Source organism: Collinsella sp. AF05-9 (assembly GCF_003465595.1).
Classification (GTDB): domain Bacteria; phylum Actinomycetota; class Coriobacteriia; order Coriobacteriales; family Coriobacteriaceae; genus Collinsella.
On sequence record NZ_QSBB01000009.1, the window covers coordinates 13,851 to 35,207 of the forward strand.

The 21,357-nt window shown below is 59.0% G+C and carries 15 protein-coding genes and 1 tRNA gene; 7 read left to right on the plus strand and 9 right to left on the minus strand.

The genetic code is table 11. From position 1 onward, the window contains the following. Window positions 1–8 precede the first annotated feature (8 nt). From ychF to DWV43_RS04395, 5 genes are all read right to left on the minus strand, one after another. Complete coding sequence (gene ychF, locus DWV43_RS04375; protein ID WP_089572784.1) at window positions 9–1,085, minus strand: redox-regulated ATPase YchF; 1,077 nt, start codon at window positions 1,083–1,085, stop codon at window positions 9–11. 114 nt (window positions 1,086–1,199) lie between these two features. Next, on the minus strand, window positions 1,200–2,453 hold the full coding sequence (locus tag DWV43_RS04380) for a 4Fe-4S binding protein (RefSeq protein ID WP_117817127.1): 1,254 nt from the start codon (window positions 2,451–2,453) through the stop codon (window positions 1,200–1,202). A gap of 151 nt (window positions 2,454–2,604) precedes the next feature. Next, a complete protein-coding gene (locus DWV43_RS04385) occupies window positions 2,605–3,672 on the minus strand; it encodes a glycerol dehydrogenase (RefSeq protein ID WP_117817128.1) in 1,068 nt (355 codons plus the stop codon). Window positions 3,673–3,819: 147 nt separating this feature from the next. Continuing rightward, on the minus strand, window positions 3,820–4,920 hold the full coding sequence (locus tag DWV43_RS04390) for a glycerol dehydrogenase (RefSeq protein WP_117635909.1): 1,101 nt from the start codon (window positions 4,918–4,920) through the stop codon (window positions 3,820–3,822). Between the two features lie 83 nt (window positions 4,921–5,003). Continuing rightward, on the minus strand, window positions 5,004–6,227 hold the full coding sequence (locus DWV43_RS04395; protein WP_117817129.1) for an iron-containing alcohol dehydrogenase: 1,224 nt from the start codon (window positions 6,225–6,227) through the stop codon (window positions 5,004–5,006). A gap of 500 nt (window positions 6,228–6,727) precedes the next feature. Here DWV43_RS04395 and DWV43_RS04400 point away from each other — a divergent pair, with 500 nt between their 5' ends. The 4 genes from DWV43_RS04400 to DWV43_RS04420 all read left to right on the plus strand — a co-directional run bounded on the left by DWV43_RS04400 (window position 6,728) and on the right by DWV43_RS04420 (window position 11,445). Then, entirely contained in the window at window positions 6,728–7,804 is a 1,077-nt protein-coding gene (locus DWV43_RS04400) for a hypothetical protein (protein ID WP_117770023.1), read from the plus strand. Next, window positions 7,804–8,847, plus strand: a complete 1,044-nt coding sequence (locus tag DWV43_RS04405) for a hypothetical protein (RefSeq protein WP_117770024.1) — start codon at window positions 7,804–7,806, stop codon at window positions 8,845–8,847. The genes DWV43_RS04400 and DWV43_RS04405 overlap by 1 nt, the downstream gene beginning before the upstream one ends. Before the next feature lie 45 nt (window positions 8,848–8,892). Further along, entirely contained in the window at window positions 8,893–11,070 is a 2,178-nt protein-coding gene (locus DWV43_RS10260; RefSeq protein WP_199569354.1) for a MurT ligase domain-containing protein, read from the plus strand. A 298-nt stretch (window positions 11,071–11,368) separates the two neighbouring features. Then, window positions 11,369–11,445, plus strand: a tRNA-Glu gene (locus tag DWV43_RS04420). 245 nt (window positions 11,446–11,690) lie between these two features. Here DWV43_RS04420 and DWV43_RS04425 read toward each other — a convergent pair. From DWV43_RS04425 to DWV43_RS04435, 3 genes are all read right to left on the minus strand, one after another. Continuing rightward, a complete protein-coding gene (locus DWV43_RS04425) occupies window positions 11,691–13,061 on the minus strand; it encodes a serine hydrolase (RefSeq protein ID WP_158569824.1) in 1,371 nt (456 codons plus the stop codon). 192 nt (window positions 13,062–13,253) lie between these two features. Beyond that, the gene (locus DWV43_RS04430) at window positions 13,254–14,723 is read right to left on the minus strand and encodes a PTS transporter subunit EIIC (RefSeq protein WP_117817131.1); all 1,470 of its coding nucleotides are present in this window, start codon (window positions 14,721–14,723) and stop codon (window positions 13,254–13,256) included. A 68-nt stretch (window positions 14,724–14,791) separates the two neighbouring features. Continuing rightward, window positions 14,792–16,123, minus strand: a complete 1,332-nt coding sequence (locus DWV43_RS04435; protein ID WP_117736158.1) for a 6-phospho-alpha-glucosidase — start codon at window positions 16,121–16,123, stop codon at window positions 14,792–14,794. 208 nt (window positions 16,124–16,331) lie between these two features. Here DWV43_RS04435 and DWV43_RS04440 point away from each other — a divergent pair, with 208 nt between their 5' ends. Next, window positions 16,332–17,072: a GntR family transcriptional regulator gene (locus tag DWV43_RS04440; RefSeq protein ID WP_117736159.1), complete on the plus strand. Its 741-nt coding sequence runs from the start codon at window positions 16,332–16,334 to the stop codon at window positions 17,070–17,072. Between the two features lie 107 nt (window positions 17,073–17,179). Here DWV43_RS04440 and DWV43_RS04445 read toward each other — a convergent pair whose 3' ends face one another. Next, complete coding sequence (locus DWV43_RS04445) at window positions 17,180–19,267, minus strand: glutamine synthetase III (RefSeq protein WP_117817132.1); 2,088 nt, start codon at window positions 19,265–19,267, stop codon at window positions 17,180–17,182. A gap of 423 nt (window positions 19,268–19,690) precedes the next feature. Here DWV43_RS04445 and DWV43_RS04450 point away from each other — a divergent pair, with 423 nt between their 5' ends. Next, window positions 19,691–20,563, plus strand: a complete 873-nt coding sequence (locus DWV43_RS04450; RefSeq protein WP_117817133.1) for a methylenetetrahydrofolate reductase — start codon at window positions 19,691–19,693, stop codon at window positions 20,561–20,563. After that, window positions 20,563–21,351: a hypothetical protein gene (locus DWV43_RS04455; protein WP_117817134.1), complete on the plus strand. Its 789-nt coding sequence runs from the start codon at window positions 20,563–20,565 to the stop codon at window positions 21,349–21,351. The genes DWV43_RS04450 and DWV43_RS04455 overlap by 1 nt, the downstream gene beginning before the upstream one ends. Window positions 21,352–21,357 lie beyond the last annotated feature (6 nt).

Below are 21,357 nucleotides of genomic sequence, written 5' to 3' on the forward strand. Positions count from 1 at the left end.
CGTCGTCCTTACACGTTAAAGCGGAAGTGCACGACGTCGCCATCGGCCATGACATACTCTTTGCCCTCGATACGCAGCTTGCCGGCGGCCTTGGCGCCCTGCTCGCCACCGAGCTCGATGTAATCGTCGTAGCCAATGACCTCGGCCTTAATAAAGCCGCGCTCAAAGTCGGTGTGGATGACGCCGGCGGCCTGCGGAGCGGTTGCGCCCTGACGAACCGTCCAGGCCTTGACCTCCATCTCACCAGCCGTAAAGAACGACTGCAGGCCAAGCAGCTTGTAGGCGGCCTGCGCGAGCACGTCCAGGCCGGGCTGCTCCAGGCCCAGGCTCTCCAGGTAGTCGGCAGCGTCCTCGGGATCGAGCTCGGAAAGCTCGGCCTCAATCTTGGCGCAGATCGGCAGCGGCTTGACGCCATCGATGGGCGCCAGGTCCTCGTTGAGCATATCCTCGTCCACGTTGGCCACATACAGGATGGGCTTCATGGTGAGCAGGAACAGGCCCTTGGCGGCGGCGCGCTCCTCGTCAGTCATCTCCATGGATGCGGCGCGCTTGCCCTCGTTGAGCCAGGCAAGCAGACGCTTGGCGACCTCAAACTTGGGCATGAGCTCCTTGTCGCGCTTGGCCTCCTTCTCGAGCTTGGGCAGCTGCTTCTCGAGCGTGCCCATGTCGGCCAGGATGAGCTCGGTCATGATGGTGTCGGCATCGCCGGCGGGATCGACGAACTCGCCGGTGCGGCCCACCTCACGCATGACGTTGGGGTCCTTAAAGTAGCGCACGACCTCGCAGATGGCGTCGGTCTCGCGGATGTTTGCCAAGAACTGGTTGCCCAGACCCTCGCCCTCGTTAGCGCCCTTCACCAGACCTGCGATGTCGACGAACTCGACCGTAGCCGGCACAATGCGACCCGGGTTGACGATGTCGGCGAGCTTTTGCAGGCGGCTATCGGGCACATCGACGATACCCACGTTGGGGTCGATCGTGGCGAACGGGTAGTTGGCGGCAAGGCCGGTCTTTTTGGTAAGCGCGGTGAACAGCGTCGACTTGCCCACGTTGGGCAGGCCCACGATACCGATGGAAAGGGACACGACAGCTCCTTTTGATACAGGTACTTCAAACTGCATAAGTATAGCGCCGCCGCAGCATCCAGGCGAACCCGGACGCCACGGCGGCGCAAATGAAGCAGAGATAGGGGTCGCTGACTAGTCTGCGAGCTTTTCCACCTGATCGAGCATCTTATCGAGCTTGGCCTTTGCCTCGGCCTTGACCTTCTCGGCCTCCTCGTGAGCCTTCGCCTTCTGGGCGGCCTTTTCCTCGGCTTCGGGATCGACGACGACCAGACTGGACGCGTCATGCTCAACCAACTTGAGCGCATGCTCGGGGCACACCTTAACGCAGGCACCACAGCCCAAGCAATACGTGGACTCCAACGCAAAGCGGCCGCTTCCCACCAAATCGCAGGCGAACGTGGGACATACATTGACACACTCGCCACACGACGTGCACTTGTCAAAATCACACTCAGGCGTGCACACCTGCATGTTCTGGGCAAGCTCGGGATGGTTTTGCAATGTCGAGAGCACCAACTGGCGACCGTGCGTGAGCGAACGGCGACGCTTGGTCGTCGTAGTGCCGCACATGGTGTTGAGCGTGCGCTCGAGCTGGGTAATCTGGTGGCGGTGAGCTTTGAGCTTCTGCGTCACCGAAGCCAGCGCCGCCGTTGCCGGGTTGAGCTTGGTCACGGTAAGGCCCGTGGTGCGGGCGATCTTTTCCATGTACTCTTTGCGCTCGTACTCGCGGCGTTTATGGCACTTGAGGCTCTTGGGATCGACCTCCAGACCCATGCCCGTGCCCGCCCACTCCTCGGCGGTAGCAATGGCCTCGCCCAGGATGTCCTCGCCACCGGTGTTACGGCACTTATCGCACACGCCCAGCGGCAGGTACACGCTTACGTTGGGATAGTCGGCCAGTACCGAAAACCAGGTCTCGGCCGTAATATCGCCCACACAGGCGACAACAACCTCGTTCTCGCGCGGCATGCGTTTAAGGGCACGCGTGCAGGTAACGTAGGCAGTCTCGTGGCTCGTAGCCGCCGAGACAATGTCGTCGTAAACGTTTTTGGGTGCAAGGCGCGGAGAGATGATCGCCTCCGTCGGGCAAGCAGCGGCGCACAGACCGCACTTACGGCAACTGTCGAGAATCTCGATAGCATCTTCCTCGATCTCGATGGCGTTGACCGGACACACGTCCATGCACGCGGTGCAGCCGCTCTTTTCGTTTTTACAGGTCAGGCACGGTATGGTGTTACCGCGCGGACGCTCCTTGTAGTCAGCAGGATTCCACTGTGGAGCCGACGGATCGAGTGCGTCGGTCACACCGCCAAGCGGGTTTTTAAGAAAGTCGAAACCCTTGCTGATCTCGATAATGTCATCAAACAGATCGTGTTCCTGCGCCATGCGCGGCCCCTCCCTGAGCAGTGCAAACAAGCAAGAGATAATGATACGCTATCGGCCCACGCCTCGGGCAAATTACACGCGGAGCATCTTTGCGGCAAATAGCCCATGGCCTATCGCTGCCTCGATTGCACAAGATCAATCAAGCGCCAAACTATGCCTCGCACATGAGCTGCACGAGCTTTTGTTTGGTCACCTTGGCCTGCTCGTTGGCCATATTGCGTTCGTTTCTAAAGGCCGCATCCGCAACGCTCATCAGGTCGGCATCGGAAATCTCGCCAAGGCCCAGCTCCTCGAGCGTCGTCGGCAGACCGACGCGCTGGCAAAACTCGAGCACCTGATCAAGCTCGGGTGCACGCTCCAGGCGCAGCTGCACCACCAGACCAAATGCCACGGCCTCACCATGCATGGCCTTGCACTCGGGCAGAATCGTCAGCCCGTTGGCGATGGCATGCGCCAACGCCAAGCCGCCACTCTCAAAGCCGACACCCGAGAGCAAAATATTGCACTCGATCAGGCGTTCAACCGCTGGCGACGTACGCCCCTTTTTGAGATCGCGCTTGGCAGCGACACCGCACTCCATAAGTGTGTCGTAGCAGGCACGAGCCGCAACCAGAGCCAAGTGCCCCGGCGCGCCACCGTGCTCGTTGGCGCCGTGCGCCGCGGCGCACGAACGCGCCTCGAAGTACGTTGCCAGCGCATCGCCCATACCAGCGACCGTCATACGCAGTGGGGCCGCTGCGACCACGTTGGTATCGACCACGACCAGATCTGGATTCTTCTCGAGCATCAGGTAGCGGTCGAACGACCCATCCTCGTGATACAGCACCGAAATCGCGCTGCACGGACCATCCATTGAGGCCGCCGTGGGACATACGCACAACGGCAACTCGGCATAAAACGCTACTGCCTTGGCGACATCGAGCATCTTGCCACCGCCAATACCCACCACCATGTCGCAATACTCAGCCAGGGCTTCCTTAGCCATTTCGGCAACAGCCTCTTCCGTACACGGACCGTTGTAAATTTTAAAGAACGGCTCGCTTAGATCGTCGTCCAGAAATCCATCGACAATCTGCCTGCACAGCCGATCCTCGGTGCCCTGGTCAAACAAGACATAGGCAGCGCAGCCCAACCATGACAAATACCTGCCCTGACGCGAAAGTTCGCCCGGCCCCTGAACATACCGACCGGGACCGCCGTAAACCATAGGAAGCGCCATACGAGAATCCGCCCTTCATCAAACAACGATTGGTGCAAAGTAACCTGACCCCTTTGCACCAACTTGGTGCGATGGGGTCAGGTTGGTTTGCACCATAGCAAAAAGGGGCAAAGCCGTCTGCTGGCTTTGCCCCTTCCTTAGCTTGATTTACTCATCCATAAGGTAGTAGTGACCCAGCGCGTCGGCACCCAGGATGGCGTTTGCGACCATCTCGGGCGTCACCTCAAACGGCATGTTGCACATGGTGTCATCGGGCGCGCAGGCGGCCTCGGCAACAATCATGGCCTGCTCGCGCGTAAGCTCGGCAACGCCAAGTTCCTTCATCGTGACCGGCAGGCCCAGCTCAATGCAGAAGCCCAAGACTTCCTCGAGTTTCTCAGTCGGAGCATCCTCGAGTACCAGCTGAACGATGGTGCCAAAGGCGACCTTCTCGCCGTGATACATGCCGTGGCACTCGGGCAGCATCGTCAGGCCATTGTGGATGGCATGAGCAGCAGCAAGGCCCGAGCTCTCAAAGCCAATGCCCGAAAGCAGCGTATTGGCCTCGATGATATGCTCGACGGCAGGCGTGAGCGCACCCTTCTCCAGCGCGACCTTGGCCTTGACGCCATCGGCCATAAGCGTCTCGTAGCAGAGCTTGGCAAGCGCCAGACCGGCCATGCCGCCTTTGCCACCAGCGCAGGTGCCACCGTCGGCATCGTGCGTCGCCTGGGCCTCAAAGTAGGTTGCGAGCGCATCGCCCATACCTGCCACCGTCAGGCGTACCGGGCTCGCCGCGATAACCGTCGTATCCATAAGAACGATATTGGGGTTCGCCTTAAGGAACAGGTACTTATCGAACTGGCCGTCATCGGTATAGAGCACGGAGAGCGCCGAGCACGGGGCATCGGTCGAAGCGATGGTGGGGCAAATGATGACCGGGGACTCCAGGTAGTAGGCGACGGCCTTGGCGGTGTCGAGGATCTTGCCGCCACCGACGCCGACGATGATGTCGCAGCCGTTGTCGCGCGCGAGCGCAACCAGGCGATCGACCTCGCTCTTGGAGCACTCGCCGTTAAAGTCCTCAAACAGCAGCTCGGCCTTAGCCTCGGCAAAACCACCCTCGATCTTGGCACCGACGCGCTTCTTGCCCGAAGGCGTCACGATGACGAGGGCCTTAGCGCCGAGCGGCTCGACATAGGAGCCGAGCTTGGCGAGCTCGTCCGGACCCTGGATGTACTTGCTGGGGCTATTGAAAATTGCAGCCATAACCATCCCATTCTCTAAAAGAAAAAAGAAAGGGGCTCCGTACGGATACGTGCGGAGCCCCTCGTTACGATAACAAGAGTCGATTAGAAATCGATGTCGGTGTCGTAGTAGCAGGCCTTGAGGATCTTCTCGAAGTCGGCAGCCTTGGTCTCACGCGGGTTCTCGGGCGTGCAGGCGTCGGTCTCGGCGTTCGCAGCGATCTCGGGCAGCTTGGCGAGGAACTCATCCTCGGAAACCATCTGCGGGTTCTCGGCGTCGACCTTCACGCCACCATTCGCGTAATCCTTGATGGACTGCGGAATGTTGAGCTGGTCGTTGAGGTCGCGGATCTTCTGGACGAGCGCAGCGATGAGCTCCTCGTTGGTCTCGCCGGGAAGGTGCAGGATCTCCTTGGCCACGTAAGCGTAACGCTCGGCAGCACGCGGGTCCTTGGAGTTCCACTGGATGACCTTGCCCAGGTACATGGCGTTAGCAGCACCGTGGATGATGTGGCCGTTCTCGAAGGCAGCACCGGTCTTGTGAGCCATGGAGTGAACGATGCCGAGCAGGCCCGAGGAGAAGGCGATACCGGCGATGCACTGAGCCTCGTGCATGTGCTGACGGGCCTCATGGTCGCCAGCATAGGACTTGGGCAGCCACTCGACGATCTCGCGGATGCCGTGCAGGGCGTTGGCGTCGGTGAACATAGAGGCGCAGGTGGAAACGTAGGCCTCCATGCAGTGGGTCAGAGCATCCATGCCGGTGTGAGCGCACAGCTTGGCGGGCATGGTGTAGGTGAGCTCGGGGTCGACGATGGCGACATCAGGGGTGATGTTGAAGTCGGCCAGCGGGTACTTGATGCCCTTGGCGTAGTCGGTGATGACGGAGAACGCGGTGACCTCGGTAGCGGTGCCGGAGGTAGAGGAGATGGCGCAGAAATGAGCCTTCTGACGCAGCTCGGGGAAGCTGAACGGCTGGATGATGTTATCGAAGGACTCCTCGGGATACTCGTAGAAGACCCACATGGCCTTAGCGGCATCGATGGGCGAGCCGCCGCCGATGGCGATAATCCAGTCGGGCTCGAACTCGCGCATGGCCTCGGCGCCCTTCATGACCGTCTCGATGGACGGATCGGACTCGACGCCCTCGAACAGCTTGACCTCGAAGCCGCCCTCTTTGAGGTCGGCCTCAACGTCCTGCAGGAACCCGCCGCGGCGCATAGAGCTGCCGCCAGAAACGATGATGGCCTTCTTGCCCTTGAGGTTCTTCACCTCGTGGCGAGCGCCCTCACCAAAGTACAGATCGCGAGGATTGGTAAAACGTCCCATACTGTGCCTCCTAAACAAGCCCCTCTTAGACTTGCGTATATAACGGAGCACCCGATTGGCTCCGTTAGGACCGTTTTGCGCGTTGCCGGCGATGACAATGCGCGATGTCTAAACGTCTCAACGCTCAGACAAACACTATTCTACCGTTCTGGTTGGTCAGTTATTCACCTAAAGCCGACAATGATGAAACGTTTTTTCTATCCCTGAAGACCCTTGTGGGGCATTCATACTCCCAAGCTGGGCAAACGTTTTATCAAGGTTGACCACATATCCCGGGCAGGACTGTGCCCCTCCAAAATGCACCCCGTTCGCCGCCAAAAATCGACCGTTTGCGGCACCGTGATACCACTCAGTCGTCCCAGGTGCCGACATTTGTGCGGCATCCGTCTTCGTGGTGCAAAGGTGCATGTCCAAGTGCGGCACCCCCGGTGTGCCACATGCGGGTAAACTAGAACCTTATATAGAGACATTTGAACCCTAACCGCAGCAAAGGAGGCCCCATGGCATTCGATCCCATTCAAGAGGATTGCCATCGCCTCGTTCTTGAGGCCTTGCGCCGCGACAATATCCCGCTCACCGACGGTGCCGCCGTAGAGCGTCTGATGGAACAATTCACTCGCAACCCCGCGCCGCTCATCGTGCACGACCGCGACCGCGCCGGGCACCTCATTGCCAAGGTGGTCGAGGCTGTCGACTACCGCATTCCCTTTATCCCTGACGATACCCAGGCAGAGCAAGAAGAGGCCGCAGCCGAGAACATGCTCCGCGAGGCAGCCGCGCTCGATCCGAGCAACTGGGATGCCCAGCGCATGCTGACGGCCCTCACCGCCGACTCCAACGAGGAATACGTACAGTACCTGGTATCCAAGCGCGATGAAGTCGAACACGACCTGGCGCTCAAGATCGTCTCGGCGCAGGACCCCTACGAGCGCGAGGCCGCAGGCGACCTTATGCGCCGCCCCTACCTGCGCTGGCTTGCCGCCTTGGCATCGCGCGCGCTCATTAGCGGCCGCTACCGCATGTCGCTCGAAGCCGCAAACCGCAGCCTCGACTTTGCGCCCAACGACCCCGCCGGCGTCCGCCATACTGCGATGCTTGCCATGGCAAAGCTCGAATACCCCGCCGAGGAGCTCAAGCGCTTTCGCTCTGCCCACTCCGTCCCCTATCTCGCTAACACGCCGCTGCGCCGTCGTCCCAAGGACGCGGAGCGTGACTTGGACCCGTGGACGCTCATCGCGCTGATGAGCGCAGCCTGGCGCGAGCTGGACTACGAGGGTGCCGAGCACTACCTGCGTATCCTTGCGCGCTCGTGCCCGCACGCAGCCGAGGCGCTCTACTTCCAAACCGAGTTTCCCGATGGCGTCTATGCCCGCGTCAACGTGGGTGCAGGCTCCACCGACGAGCTCGTCCTTGCACTCTCCGAGGCGACGCCGGTACTGCAGGAGGGCCTGGGCGCGCCCGACAACGCCAGCTTTGCCGCCTGGGTCGCCACCAACGACATCGTGCGCTCCCAGATCGACGAGCGCATACTGCGGGCGGCCGAGCAGGGCTTGCCGTTTAAGGGAGGAGACCTCTAATGGATCCGAGCGTCTACATCCCCGCCTACCTAGAGCGCACCTATCTGGCGTCGCACCCCGAGCTCACCGATGCAGCACGCGAGCTTGTCCATAACGACATTAGTGCGAATCCCCAAAAGTATGCGCAGTCCGAGCATGCTCAGGCGCTGCTGTCCTATGCCGGTGTGCATCGTCATTTGCTCGACGAGCTCCATCGCATCGAGGACATGGGCAGCGACGAGGAGTTTGAGCAGACGCGCAACCGCCTGTTCGACGATATGCGCGATGAGCTGCTCAAGATCGTTCGCGTCGATGCGCTGGCGGTCGATGCCCAGCTGCTCGCCATCATTTTGGCGGACACACCCGTCGACGCCTGCCTGGGCGACCTGATGAAGCTCGAAGCGACCACGACCGATTACCTGCGGCAAAGCGTGCCCGGGTTCGACATGGAGGCCCCACACTACTGGGCCAATAATGTTTTGGCCGACGGTGTCACCGCAGCGGACCTTACCGTGAGCGAGCCGGCCCTTATCGGGTGGCTCCACACACTCGAGGCCATCTCGCAGCTGTGCATGGCAAGCGCCCGCTACCGCGCTGCTGCCAACTACGCCCGCCGCGTCCTTAAGGCAGAAGGCTATCCCACCCGAGCTGCCGGCACCGTGTTGCTCGCTCTCGCTCGCCTGGAAGACCAGGACGGCTTTTTTGCCCTAGCCCACCAGCTCGAGGAACAGATGGGGGCAGACGCACTCGAAAACTCTCCTTGGTACCTGCTCGCCCGCACGATCTTGCTGTTCAAAACAAACAAGATGCGCCCGGCGACGCGCGCGCTGCGTGAGTTCGCTAACCGTTGCGAGGGCGGCGCGTTCTTTTTGCTGAACCCCATGTATCAGACACCGTACCTTCCCTGCCGGCCCGAACCGCACGACCCCTGGGACCTTTCGCATCAGGCAGTTTGGGAAGCCGACGGCATCATCTCGGACACCCCCGACTTTGCCCCCTGGGCCAACGCCTGCGAAGATGTATCGCAGCTTGCCCAGGAATTTGCGCGCCGTTACGGCTTTTAACGGCGCAAACGCCACGACCATGTCATTCACGTTAGGAACGGCTTCATGAACTTCCGCTCATCTCTCGCCTGTGCCTCGAGCGATATCGCCCGCTGGGGGCTGCGCTCCGTCCTTAAGCGCCAGGGCGGCGTACTCCCCGGCCGCATCGCCATGAAGATCGACCCCGAGCTGCTAAGCGACCTCGCGAGCCTGGTCGACCGCAGCGTGGTGATCACCGGCACCAACGGCAAGACCACCACCTCCAACCTCATCGCCGACGCCGTTGCTGCCAGCGGTGCTACCGTGGTGTGCAACCGTGCCGGCAACAATATGGAGCCTGGTGTGGTGGGCGCTCTGCTCGAGGCCCGCGGCAACCTTAAGCGAACCGCCAGCAGCAAGCGCGTAGGCGTTTTTGAATGCGATGAGCTCTACACTGTGCGCGTCCTGCCCAAGCTCAAGCCGACGTACTTCGTGCTGCTCAACCTGTTCCGTGACCAGCTAGATCGCTATGGCGAGATCGATCACACCCAGGAGGTCATCGCCCACGCGTTGGAGCTTTCGCCGGCAACGACGCTCATCTACAACGCCGACGACCCGCTGTGCGCCTCGATTGCCGCGCGCGTTCCCAACGCGAGTATTGCCTTTGGCATCGATGGCGCCACGGGCACCGAGTCCGACCGCATTAGCGACTCGCGCTTTTGCTCGCAGTGCAACGCCCCGTTGGAGTACGACTACGTACAGTATGGTCAACTCGGCGCCTACCATTGCCCCTCGTGCGGCTGGGCCCGCCCTGCGCTTGTCCGTCGCGTGACGGGCGTGGAACTCGGCTGCGACGGCTACGGCTTTGACCTTGTCTTTGGACCCGATACCGACGCACCCGCAACGCACATCGCCACGCGCTACAACGGTCTGTACATGGTCTATAACGTTGCCGCCGCCTTCTTTGCCACACACGAGTTGGGCGTGAACACGGCGCTTCTACAGCCTACGCTCGATGCCTATGTGCCTGCCGGCGGTCGTATGGGGCGCTGGGATATCGCCGGCCGCACCGTCGAGGCCAACCTGGCCAAGAATCCCGTAGGCTTCGATCGACAAATCCAGTCCATCAAGACGGCAGGCGGCAGACTCTGCGCTTTCTTCCTCAATGACAACGACGCCGACGGCCACGATGTCTCGTGGATCTACGACGTCGACTTCGAGCGCATCGCCGATACCCCGGGGCTTGTCGCCTTTGCCGGCGGCACGCGTGCACACGATATGCAGGTGCGCCTCAAGTACGCCGGCATCGACGCCGCCATCATCTCGAATATCGAGCAGGCGATCGGCGCCGTGGCAGACGAGGAGGCTGGCGACACTTTCTATGCCGTCGCCAACTACACGGCCTTCCCGCCGCTGGTCAAGGAGCTCGACGGGCTTAAGGGCACCGATGCGAGCTCGGTTGCCTCCCACGCCGTAACGCGCGCCGATGGTAGCGCTGTCCCCACCGATATTGTGCCGGTCGAGCTCTCGCGCCCGCTGCGCATCGTCTACCTGTATCCCGATGCCCTCAACCTCTATGGCGACGGCGGCAACGTCATCGCCCTCGAGCGCCGCTGCACCTGGCGTGGCATTCCCGTGCGCGTGGACGAGGTCCGCATGGGCGAGACGCTCGATCTCACCGACGCCGATATCGTCATGATGGGCGGTGGCTCCGACCGCGACCAGTTGGCCGTGGCACACGAGCTGCTCGCTCAAAAAGACAAGGTCGCGGCCTATGTTGAGGACGGCGGCTCACTGCTCGCTATCTGCGGCAGCTATCAGCTGCTCGGCCGTTCGTACTATATGGGCGAGAATCGCATCGATGGCCTAGGCGTCATTGCCGCCGAGACCGTGCGCGGCTCCGACCGCCTGATCGGCAACGTCGCCGTCAAGACCGACCTGGCACCCGAGCCCTTTGTGGGATTCGAGAACCACGGCGGCCGCACGCTTTTGGACGCCGATGCCACGCCGCTCGGAACGTCCGTCGTCACAGGCACCGGCAACAACGGCGACGATGGCTTTGAGGGTCTGATCTACAAGGGCGTCATCGGCACGTACCTGCACGGACCAGCGCTACCCAAGAATCCCGAACTCGCCGACTGGCTGATCGCGCACGCCCTCGAGCGCCGCGGCGACGCACAAGCCATGTCGTTGTTACCGCTTAAGTCCCTCGACGACAACTACGAGCACGCCGCCCACGACGCCGCGATGAAGCTCCTCCCCTAACGCCCCAACCACCACAAAGGGGACAGCACCTTTGTGGTGGTTTTAACCAGCCACGGTAGTTTGTCTCGATCTGTAACATTTAGACCGTTAAAAGTCGTCGTACTGTTACAGATTGAGATGTTCGGACCGACGCCCGCCGTCTGTCTCGATCTGTAACAGGTAGAGCCGATTTGCCCGCCCAGATGTTACAGATTGAGATATTTGAAAATCGGAATAGAAGCCTGCTCCTGTGTGGTGGTTTTCCAGTTTGCCAACGATATACGCGCTGGCAAAAAAGTCTGCTATACTCTTTCCCGCTGTCCCCATCGTCTAGCGGCCAAGGACGCCACCCTTTCAAGGTGGATATCGCGGGTTCGAATCCCGCTGGGGGCACCATTTGCATTGAGAAGCCCGTTACCGATTCGGTAGCGGGCTTTTTGCTGCCATGCGCCGGGATTCGAGCCCAACAGGGTACAGAGCCGAGAAAACGCACCTACGCTTCGGCCCTAACAAGTGATTAACTTAGTCCCTAGCAATACGATAACTGAAACGTCCGTATCGAAAAGCATTGCCCGGAGACAGCTCCGTCTCCATTAGCCGTGATGTTGGCAATCTTTCTTATCAATCGCACGTCTTGAAAATTATCCCAACTTCAAAATCGCTGTGAGTTCCGAGGGTGCCGGGAAACAGTACATTCCCTCAACTCGCACCCTGCACACAGCATAATTACCTCCGATCCGCACATCGATAAAACAGCGCCGCGTGTAGTCCAGTTCCCTGGTCTCGATTTGTAAATTTGTTGGCGAAGTCCAGGCATACGCTGCAAACAACTTGCGAACATCCCATGCGGGGGCATCGTCCCTCTCAGCTTCATGAGTCACGAAGGGAAAGAGGTCTCCGACTCCGGCCCCATCGCCCGATTTGCAAACCCAAGACTCGTAGCCGGCCCTCACGCCGTACTCACGACCATCGCGCAACAGAGACAAATCCAGCTCATTCTCATGGAATCGAATATCGATCTCTTCAAAATCCCCGAAAATGCAACGATGAATGCCCTCGAGGCGTAATGAACTCAAACGTCCGCCAGAAGCCAACCCAACTGGCACGGGAATGCTATCGAAGTCACGTTCGGAAGCCAGCGTTTCCCGAACACTAGACTCTTTGAACAATACCTCATACAGCGGATCAAGCAGCGCCTTACTTCCTGTCGTAGAACTCGAGCAGGCGATGACAAGGCCATCTGTGGGCCGCATGTAGCACAGCTGCCCAAAAAGGCCAGAACATCTGAACCCGTCACGCCGGCACATCCAGAACTGGTATCCATAGCCATTGCTGTCTTCAGTTGCCTCAGACGGATAAAAGGAGCTCGTTTCCATCTGAATCTTCGTCGCCTCGGCAACCCATTCCGCAGGAATGATCTGTTCCCCACGCCACTTGCCACCATCCAGCAAACATTGACCAAACTTAGCCAAATCCGGTGTCGAAAGGTGAAGACCAAAACCTCCGGTCGTATGACCAGCTTGATCCTCTTCCCACCACCAATTTCTAATGCCTAACGGCGTAAACAAACGTTCGGCGAGATAATCGGATTCTTTCGTTCCACTTACGCGTTGCACGAGCATGCTCAATAAATGTGAACACAGCGAATCGTAGTGAAAGACCTCGCCCGGCTTCCAGTCAAACTCACGATGAAGAACCTCATGTGCCCAGTCGTCTCCCGCGCCAATATACGACAGGTCACTCTCCTGCCCCATCGTCATAGTCAGCAAATTGCGAACCGTCACATTGCGAAAGCGCTCATCCGCGATCTCTCCTTCATATTCCGGGAAGTATGAAATCCAGCGATCGGTCAGCGATAGCCGTCCTTCATTCACCAACATCCCGACAGCGACCGAGGTAAAGGACTTAGTCACAGAATAGAGCGGATGAACGTGTTCGAGGGCGAACGGCGCAGCCGCATGCTCAAAGACGACTTCACCATCCTGTCGGACCACGACCGAGCGGACTTCCACGCCCGCGGACCTCCACGCCGCAAGGCACGCCTCACCCATCCTATTGCCAAAGATAATATTAGACACTCTCAACCACTGCCTCTCAAACGAAACCAGCACAAGACAAGGTCGCCCTCGGCGCTTATCCAAGGACGACCCTGTTAGATTGCTGGCGCGCGGGGAAATACTTGTTCCGCGGCTCCACTTCTTTGGCTACTTTGCAGCCTCTACCGCCGGCACGTCCTCCTTGTACGTCGCATATGTAAGCAGGAACGAAATCACGCTGGAAACCACGATGGCTATGATTACGTAAATCAGGTAGTTCGCGCCCATTGCACCGGACGGGTCAATGAAGCCCGGGAAGGCGCAGAAGCCGCCGCCGGTGAAGGCGAACATCTTGGTGCCAAGAGCGCCGATGATTAGGCCGCCGGGCACAGAGGCGATGCAGCTCATGATAAAAGGCTTCTTGCGCGGAAGGGTCACGCCGTAGATGCAGGGCTCAGTGATGCCGAAGAAGAAGCCCGAGATGAACGCCGGCCATGCAAGCTGCTTGAGCTTTACGTCCTTAGTCTTCAGAAGGATAGCGAGGACGGCAAGGGACTGAGCGTACGAGCAAACCATGTACGGCGCCATGACAATATCCCAGCCCTGGGAGGCAATGTTCACCAGCATGAGAGCAATGACACTCCAGTGGAAGCCGAAGATGACCATAGGCTGCCAAATGGCAGTAAGCACGATGCCGCCGAGCGCGCCGCCGATGACAGGCAAGCTGTAGAGGGAGTTAAACAGCAGGCTCATGAGGTTCGTGATCAGGGTGGCAATCGGGCCAATAATCAAATAGGTAGCGGGGACCATCACAACGAGCACGCATGTAGGCACAAAGAAGAACTTTACATACTCAGAGAAATGCTTGCGGCACCACTTCTCCAGCTTTGCCGCGAACCAAACAGAAATGATAATCGGAATGACAGAGCTCGTATAACCCGAAGACGGCATGATGACGGGTATGCCGAGGAAAGTCGTGTAGTAGTTCATGGCAAAGGGAGTGCCGGCAAGTACCGTTCCCAAAACATCGCCAGATGTGATGTTGACCATCGCCGGATACGTAAGTGCGATACCGAGCGTCATGCCAACGAACTCACTACAGCCAAACTTCTTTGCCGCGGTATAGCCAAGGATAATCGGCAGGAAGTAGAAGAAGCCGTCACCAGCCGCATATAGAATCTGGTACAAGCCGTCTGTCGCCGTAATCCATCCGAGGGCGACGAGAATACTCAAAACACCCTTGATCATACCCGCGGCACACAGCACCGCAAGAATCGGCTGGATTACGCCTGAAATAGTATCGATAAGGGCACTAACAAGGTTTCCTTTCTTGACGGGCTCACCATCAAGATTAACCTCGCCCAGCCCCTCGGCACCAGAAGCGGCAACCGCGGCATCGTAAACATCCTCAATCACATTGATGCCGACAACAACCTGATACTGGCCATTCGCGTTGATTACTTGAATGACGCCTTTATGAGACTCAATTGCCTTAGTATCGGCCTTCGCATCGTCTCGCAGCTTGAAACGCAGACGCGTCATGCAGTGCGAGATGCTCAGGATGTTTTCCTTACCGCCGACGAGGCCAACTACGTCCTCGCCGAGCTTGCGATTTGCAAGCTCTTTGCTTTCGCTCATGGTTTTCCTCCCATGCGACCTGTCCAAGGTCGGCCGCCCGCCATCATTCACAAAATTGATTTCCGGTACTAGTGGAGTTCTGGCCAGAATTCCTTATTCGCCTCAATGAGATCGTCAAGGATCTTCTTTGCAACGGAGGCAGAGGGGACCGTCTTCGAAAGCGTCAGCGCCTGCCAAAGCTCCTGATAGGAATGGTCGACCCAAGCAGACACTGCAAGCTTTTCGACCGAGACCTGTTCCTCCATAAGTCCTTTCTGGAATTGCGGAATCTCACCTTGGCAAATTTTCTCGTAGCCGTCGCTGCCAACGATGCAGGGGATCTCGACCATAGCCGTTGGGTCAAAATTGGACACAGCCCCGTCGTTGGGAACAATCAGCGAGAAACGTTCACGGGTGTTCTCTGCCAAAGCGCGAGCGAGATCGACAATGTACTCAGCGTGGGTATCCGGCTTAAGGCCGAAACCCTCAGACGTGCCCTTTTCGATAATCTGGCGGGCGGTGCCGAAGACGCGTTTCTCGCGACCCTCACGGACCTCGTCGGTGCGGGTGTGGTTGGGGTCGGTGTGCTCAACCACATAGTCCGGGAAGAGATAGTACTTGAGGTAGGTGTTCGGGATGGTATTCGGATCGAGCGCGTAAACATCCTTAGCCTTACGGAACGTCTGGTCCCAAGATGCATCGACGAATTCAAGGCCGGAATCCTCGCCGGCATAACCGTTTTTAGCCATTTGGGCCTTGATAGTGGGCATAAGGTCATTGCCAGCACGGTCGTGAATCTTTGTCCACCAGCCAAAGTGGTTGAGGCCGTAGTAGCCGACGACGAGGTCGTTGTGGTCCTTGAGACCACACATCTGAGCCATGATATCCATCAGTGCTATTGGCATGTCGCAGATGTTGATGATCTTTGAATCCGGGCGAAGACGGCGTGTCGCCTCGGCAACGATCGCCGCGGGGTTGGAGTAGTTGAGCATCCATGCGTCAGGACTGTATTTCTCCATGTAGTCAAGGATCTCGAGTACGCCGCCGATGGAGCGCAGCCCGTAAGCAATGCCACCAGGACCGCAGGTCTCTTGGCCAAGAACGCCATAGCGCAGGGGGATCTTCTCGTCCTTATCGCGCATAGCGTACTTGCCAACGCGAATCTGGGCAAGTACAAAGTCGATGCCTGTGAAGGCCTCCACAGGGTCGGTCGTATAGCTGAAGGTTACCTCTGGAGCATTCTCCTTGATGTAGATGGCACATGCCTTGGCAATTGTCCCCTGACGCTCGGCATCGTTGTCATAGAGCGTAATCCTATTGATGGGGAACACATCGCGCTTCGCGAGAAGTGTCAGAACAACGCCCGGCGTATAAGTGCTTCCGCCTCCCGCGATAGTAACCGCATAGCTCTGTTTTGCCATTGCAATCCTCCTGTCTAGACATGTACTTGACGACTTGAATTATATCCTCAGTGATTTGCTATATGTCTAGACATGTTAAGCACACGGGCGAACGGTTGATTTATGGCGGTAAGCGGCAACTTTAAGTGTCTCCACTTCCTATAATTGGTAGAAGCGGATAATCGCGCCGATTCGACGCATTCTGTACAACCTCAATAAGGAGAACATTTTGGCAAGAATCCTGTACAGTGAAATTTACCGAAGCCTACGAGAGCGGATTGTCGAAGGCAAACATCCCGTAGGATCGCTCCTTCCTTCCGAACAAAATCTTTCCAAAGAGTTCTCCTGCTCTCGAATGACGGTGCGCAAGGCCATCTCACTTCTCGCAAATGAAGGTCTAGTTCAGTCCATTAAAGGCAAGGGAGTCCTCGTAATCGAAACGTCACTTGCAGGCACCAGCAAAGAGGGCGCATTCACCGTAAGTGGCCTTTCTTCGTTCAGCGAATCGGCACACGCGATCGGAGCAATTCCAACGTCAAAAATCGTCTATTTCGAGCACGTAAGCACCGATAAGTGTCTAGCTCAATTGACGGGATTTCCCGAAGGAGAAGACCTTACGCATTTGAAGCTCGTCCGCATGCTCGACGATAAACCGGTCGTTGTCGACCGCCACTACTTCCTAACTTCCTCCGTCCCCGGCTTAAACGAGCAGAATGCCACCCTGTCGCTCTTCCATTACATCGAGGATGAGCTAGGGCTCACCATTGCCGTGAGCAAACGAACGATAACACTCGTCCAGCCCGACGCTGAGGACTGCCGGTTGCTTGGCGTCGATTCTTCTTCGTATCTGGCAGCCATAACCAGCCAGACATTCGACTCAACCGGAACTCAATTTGAGTACATCGAGGCGCGTTATATTCCGAGCATCTTCCATTTTCACGACACGGCAACGCGCACACCCCTACCCTAATAAACGACACGAACGGACGCCGCCCTAGTGAATTTGTTCAACAAAAAAGCCGGGGCCCGCGTAATGCGGACCCCGGCTTTCAACCGTGACGGTATGCTGTCCCAGTCCTACACGTAGAACAGAATGTCATCGTAGGTCGGGACCGGCCAGTAGTCGGCGGCCACGATCTCCTCCATGGCGTCCACGGCAGCGCGCAGCGTATCCATAGCGGGAACAACCTCGTGCGCGTACACGTTGGCCTGCTCCTGGCCATCGAGGGTCTCGGCCTTCTGGTGCACGGCATCGAGAGCCTTGATGGAATCGTTGATGGCGGTGATGCCGTTGCAGAGCTTGTTGAGCGTGTTCTGCTCGCACTGCATGGCAGCGTCGGCACCGGCGGCGCGGATTGTCTCCAGGCCCTTAGCGACCTTGGTGGCATAGGCGGTGATGACCGGACGATAGGTACGACGTGCCTCGCGAATCATCGTGGTGGCCTCGATGTTCATGAGCTTGTTGTACTTCTCGAGCTTGCAGTCGTAGCGGCACTGGGCCTCGGCGCGGGTCAGAACGCCCGTCTCCTCAAAGAGCGCGATGGCCTTATCGGAAACAAAGGCGGGCAGAGCATCGGCCGTGGTCTTGTTGTTGGCGAGGCCTCGCTTCTCGGCCTCGACGGGCCACTCCTCGGAGTAACCGTCGCCGGAGAACAGGATACGCTGGTGATCGGTCAGGACCTTCTTGCAGTACTCGAGCGCGGCGTCCTGGAACTTGTCCTCGGGCAGACCCTCGAGCGCGTCGGCGAAGGACTTGAGCGACTTGGCAACGGCGGCATCGAGCACCAGGTTGGAGTCGGAGACGTTCTGCTCGGAGCCGCAGGCACGGAACTCAAACTTGTTGCCGGTGAAGGCGAACGGGGAGGTACGGTTACGGTCGGTGTTGTCCTGCATCAGCTTGGGCAGGGTGTCGGCGCCCAGGTCGAGCACGCCGTGGGTGGCATGGACGGAAGCCTTGCCATCGATGATCTTCTCGACGACCTCGGTAAGCTGGTCGCCCAGGAAGATGGACATAATCGCCGGAGGAGCCTCGTTGGCGCCCAGACGATGGTCGTTGCCGGCCGAGGCGACAGAAGCGCGCAGGAGCTCCTGGTAGTTATCGACGGCCTCAATCACCGCGGTGAGGAAGACGATGAACTGCAGATTGTCGAGCGGGGTGTCACCCGGATCGAGCAGATTCTCGGACTCGGTGCCAAGCGACCAGTTGTTGTGCTTGCCCGAACCGTTGATGCCCTCGAACGGCTTCTCGTGCAGCAGGCAGACCAAGTCGTGGCGGGAGGCGATGAGCTTCATCTTCTCCATCATGACAAGGTTCTGGTCAATGGCCTCGTTGACCTCGCCGTAGACGGGGGCGAGCTCATGCTGGCAGGGAGCGACCTCGTTGTGCTTGGTCTTGGCGGGAATGCCGAGCGCCCACAGCTCGTCGTCCAGATCCTTCATATAGGACGAGACGGTGGGGCGGATCGCGCCAAAGTAGTGCTCCTCGAGCTCCTGGCCCTTGCAGGGAGCGGCGCCAAAGAGCGTGCGGCCGGTGATGACCAGGTCCTTGCGCTTGCGGTAGGCGTCCTTCTTGATCAGGAAGTACTCCTGCTCGTCGCCAACGGAAGGAACAACCTTCTTGGGGGTCTTGCCAAACAGTGCCAAAACACGCTTGGACTCACGCGAGAGTGCGGTCATGGAGCGCAGCAGCGGGGTCTTCTTGTCCAGGGCCTCGCCCGTGTAGGAGCAGAAAGCCGTGGGGATGCACAGGACGTCGTCCTTGATAAAAGCGGGGCTGGTGGGATCCCAGGCGGTGTAGCCACGGGCCTCGAAGGTGGCGCGCAGGCCGCCGTTGGGGAAGCTGGAGGCGTCCGGCTCGCCCTGGATGAGGTTCTTGCCCGTAAACTTGGTAATGGCGGTGCCGTCGTGGTTGGGCTCGAGGAAGCTGTCGTGCTTCTCGGAAGTGATGCCCGAAAGCGGCTGGAACCAGTGCGCGTAGTGCGTAGCGCCCTTGGAGATAGCCCAGACCTTCATGGCGTGAGCAACAGCGTTGGCCACATCCAGGTCGAGCGGCTCACCGCCCTCGAGGGTTGCAGCAAGGCGCTTCCAAATGTCCTTGGGGAGGCAGTCCTTCATGACTTCCTCAGAGAACACCATGGTCCCGAAGCGGTCAGTAAGTTCGGCCATACGGAACTCCCTTCGTATCGGCACCGCGTGAGAAGCGGTGTTGATTACTAACGAACGAGTCCTAGCTTAGACTCGCCGTGTTTCCGCGACATTACCGTTATGTTGCTGTCGCGAAACCAATCAATGAGGTTACCGCATCGCGACAGCATTGCCACCCTTAACAGCCAACGAACTGCATAAATTGCAGACCTCTCCGCATGGTTTAAGGGTAGTCAATTTGGGACGGGGCTTTCTTAACTGGTATTTCGCATCAGATACCATTCAATATAGCCCATCCTACATTGACCGCCCTGTTATAGAAAATGCCGATAGCGAAACATCTTCGATTGGTATTCCCAAATAGCGAGTAAAACTCCACCGTGGCGCAGTGGTGCTGTAGAATCCTTACAACACATCGCACTAAAGTATCTAAAGGAGCACGATATGCGCGTCGACGAGGTTTTTGAGCAGGCAGCATCCCTGGGCACCACGCCTATTTCGTTTGAGATGTTCCCGCCCAAGGGCGAGCTGACCCTCGACACGGCTCGCGAAGTGGCGGGCAATCTGTGCAAGCTTTCGCCGAGCTTTGTCTCGGTCACCTGCTCGGCCGGCGGCTCGGGCAACGGCGCCACCACCGCCCCCATCGCGCATATGATTTCGAGCGAATTCGATACGCCCTCGGTGGCGCACCTCACCTGCGTTGGCCGCACGCATGCCGATATCGCCGCCAAGATCGACGAGTATCGCTCGGCCGGCGTGGAAAACGTGCTGGCCCTGCGCGGCGACCTGCCCGCTGGCGCGACTGGGGACGACAAGCCCGCCTCCGACTACGCCTACGCCCGTGACCTCATCCCCGAGCTCGTCGACGCCGGCTTTTGCGTGGGCGCCGCAGCCTACCCCGAGGGTCACATTGCCTGCGAGGATCTCAACCTCTCGGTCGAGCACCTCAAGCAAAAGCAAGATGCCGGCGCAAGCTTCTTTGTGACACAGCTCTTCTTTGATAACGAGTGCTTCTATCGCTTCCGCGAGCTCGCCGACAAGGCCGGCATCACCGTGCCCATCACCGCGGGCATCATGCCGTTTATGGGCAAGTCGCAGATCAGCCGCATGGTCTTTATGTGCGGCGCGTCGCTGCCCTCCCCCGTCATCAAGATCCTCGCCAAGTACGAGAACGACCCCGAGAGCCTGCAGGCGGCCGGTGTAGATTATGCTGCTCGTCAGCTTTGCGACCTTAAGGAGCACGGTGCCGACGGTCTGCACCTGTACACTATGAACCGTCCTGCAATCGCCGCGACCATTATGGAGCGCCTGGGGTAATGGAAAAACCGCACGTCGATACAACCGTTGTAGAAGTGCCGGCCGACCTTGCGTCGCCGGCGCTTTACCGTATCGACGCTGCCCACCACCCTCGTGTCGACCGTGCCGAGATGCTGCGGTATCTGGGTTACGGCGGCCAGCAGATTGAGCCCGAGCTGTCACGACGAATTGAGCTTGTCGTTGAGCGTCTGGAGCTGGACATTGAGCCCCGTGGCGTGCGACGCGTGTTTGCCGTCGATGCCACGGGCGTGGACGAGCAGGGCAAGCCTTGCATCCGTCTGGTCGGCACCAACGTTGAGCTGCGCGGTCGCGACATCTATCGCCACCTCAAAGACGCCCGCTTTGCCGCGCTCATGGCATGCACACTCGGCATGGACGCCGAGCGTCGTCTGCGCACCACGGGAGCCCAGCAGCCCCTGGAGGGAGCCGTGCTCGACGCCGCATGCTCTGCCTATGTAGAAGCCGCCGTCGAGCAGATGGACCAGCAGGTCAAGGCTGCGGCCGCCGCACACGGACTCGCCGGTAACTGGCGCTTCAGTCCCGGCTATGGCGACTGCCCGCTTACGGCCCAGCGCTCAATCGTGAATGCGCTCAACGCCACGCGGCTCATCGGGCTTACCGTCACGCCGACCAGCCTGCTCATGCCCACCAAGAGCGTGACCGCGGTGATTGGTCTGTTTGACGGCGAAGTCCACGACGCCCAGAGCCGCCCCACCTGCAATATCTGCCGCATGCGTGAGCACTGCCGCTTCCGCGCCGCCCACACCACCTGCTATTCCAGCCATTAGGAGCCA

Bases quoted from the DNA above. Each gene is read 5' to 3' on its own strand.
- DWV43_RS04380 (WP_117817127.1), bottom strand. From the start codon at position 2,453: ATGGCGCAGGAACACGATCTGTTTGATGACATTATCGAGATCAGCAAG.
- DWV43_RS04385 (WP_117817128.1), bottom strand. From the start codon at position 3,672: ATGGCGCTTCCTATGGTTTACGGCGGTCCCGGTCGGTATGTTCAGGGG.
- DWV43_RS04390 (WP_117635909.1), bottom strand. From the start codon at position 4,920: ATGGCTGCAATTTTCAATAGCCCCAGCAAGTACATCCAGGGTCCGGAC.
- DWV43_RS04395 (WP_117817129.1), bottom strand. From the start codon at position 6,227: ATGGGACGTTTTACCAATCCTCGCGATCTGTACTTTGGTGAGGGCGCT.
- DWV43_RS04400 (WP_117770023.1), top strand. From the start codon at position 6,728: ATGGCATTCGATCCCATTCAAGAGGATTGCCATCGCCTCGTTCTTGAG.
- DWV43_RS04405 (WP_117770024.1), top strand. From the start codon at position 7,804: ATGGATCCGAGCGTCTACATCCCCGCCTACCTAGAGCGCACCTATCTG.
- DWV43_RS10260 (WP_199569354.1), top strand. From the start codon at position 8,893: ATGAACTTCCGCTCATCTCTCGCCTGTGCCTCGAGCGATATCGCCCGC.
- DWV43_RS04430 (WP_117817131.1), bottom strand. From the start codon at position 14,723: ATGAGCGAAAGCAAAGAGCTTGCAAATCGCAAGCTCGGCGAGGACGTA.
- DWV43_RS04435 (WP_117736158.1), bottom strand. From the start codon at position 16,123: ATGGCAAAACAGAGCTATGCGGTTACTATCGCGGGAGGCGGAAGCACT.
- DWV43_RS04445 (WP_117817132.1), bottom strand. From the start codon at position 19,267: ATGGCCGAACTTACTGACCGCTTCGGGACCATGGTGTTCTCTGAGGAA.
- DWV43_RS04450 (WP_117817133.1), top strand. From the start codon at position 19,691: ATGCGCGTCGACGAGGTTTTTGAGCAGGCAGCATCCCTGGGCACCACG.
- DWV43_RS04455 (WP_117817134.1), top strand. From the start codon at position 20,563: ATGGAAAAACCGCACGTCGATACAACCGTTGTAGAAGTGCCGGCCGAC.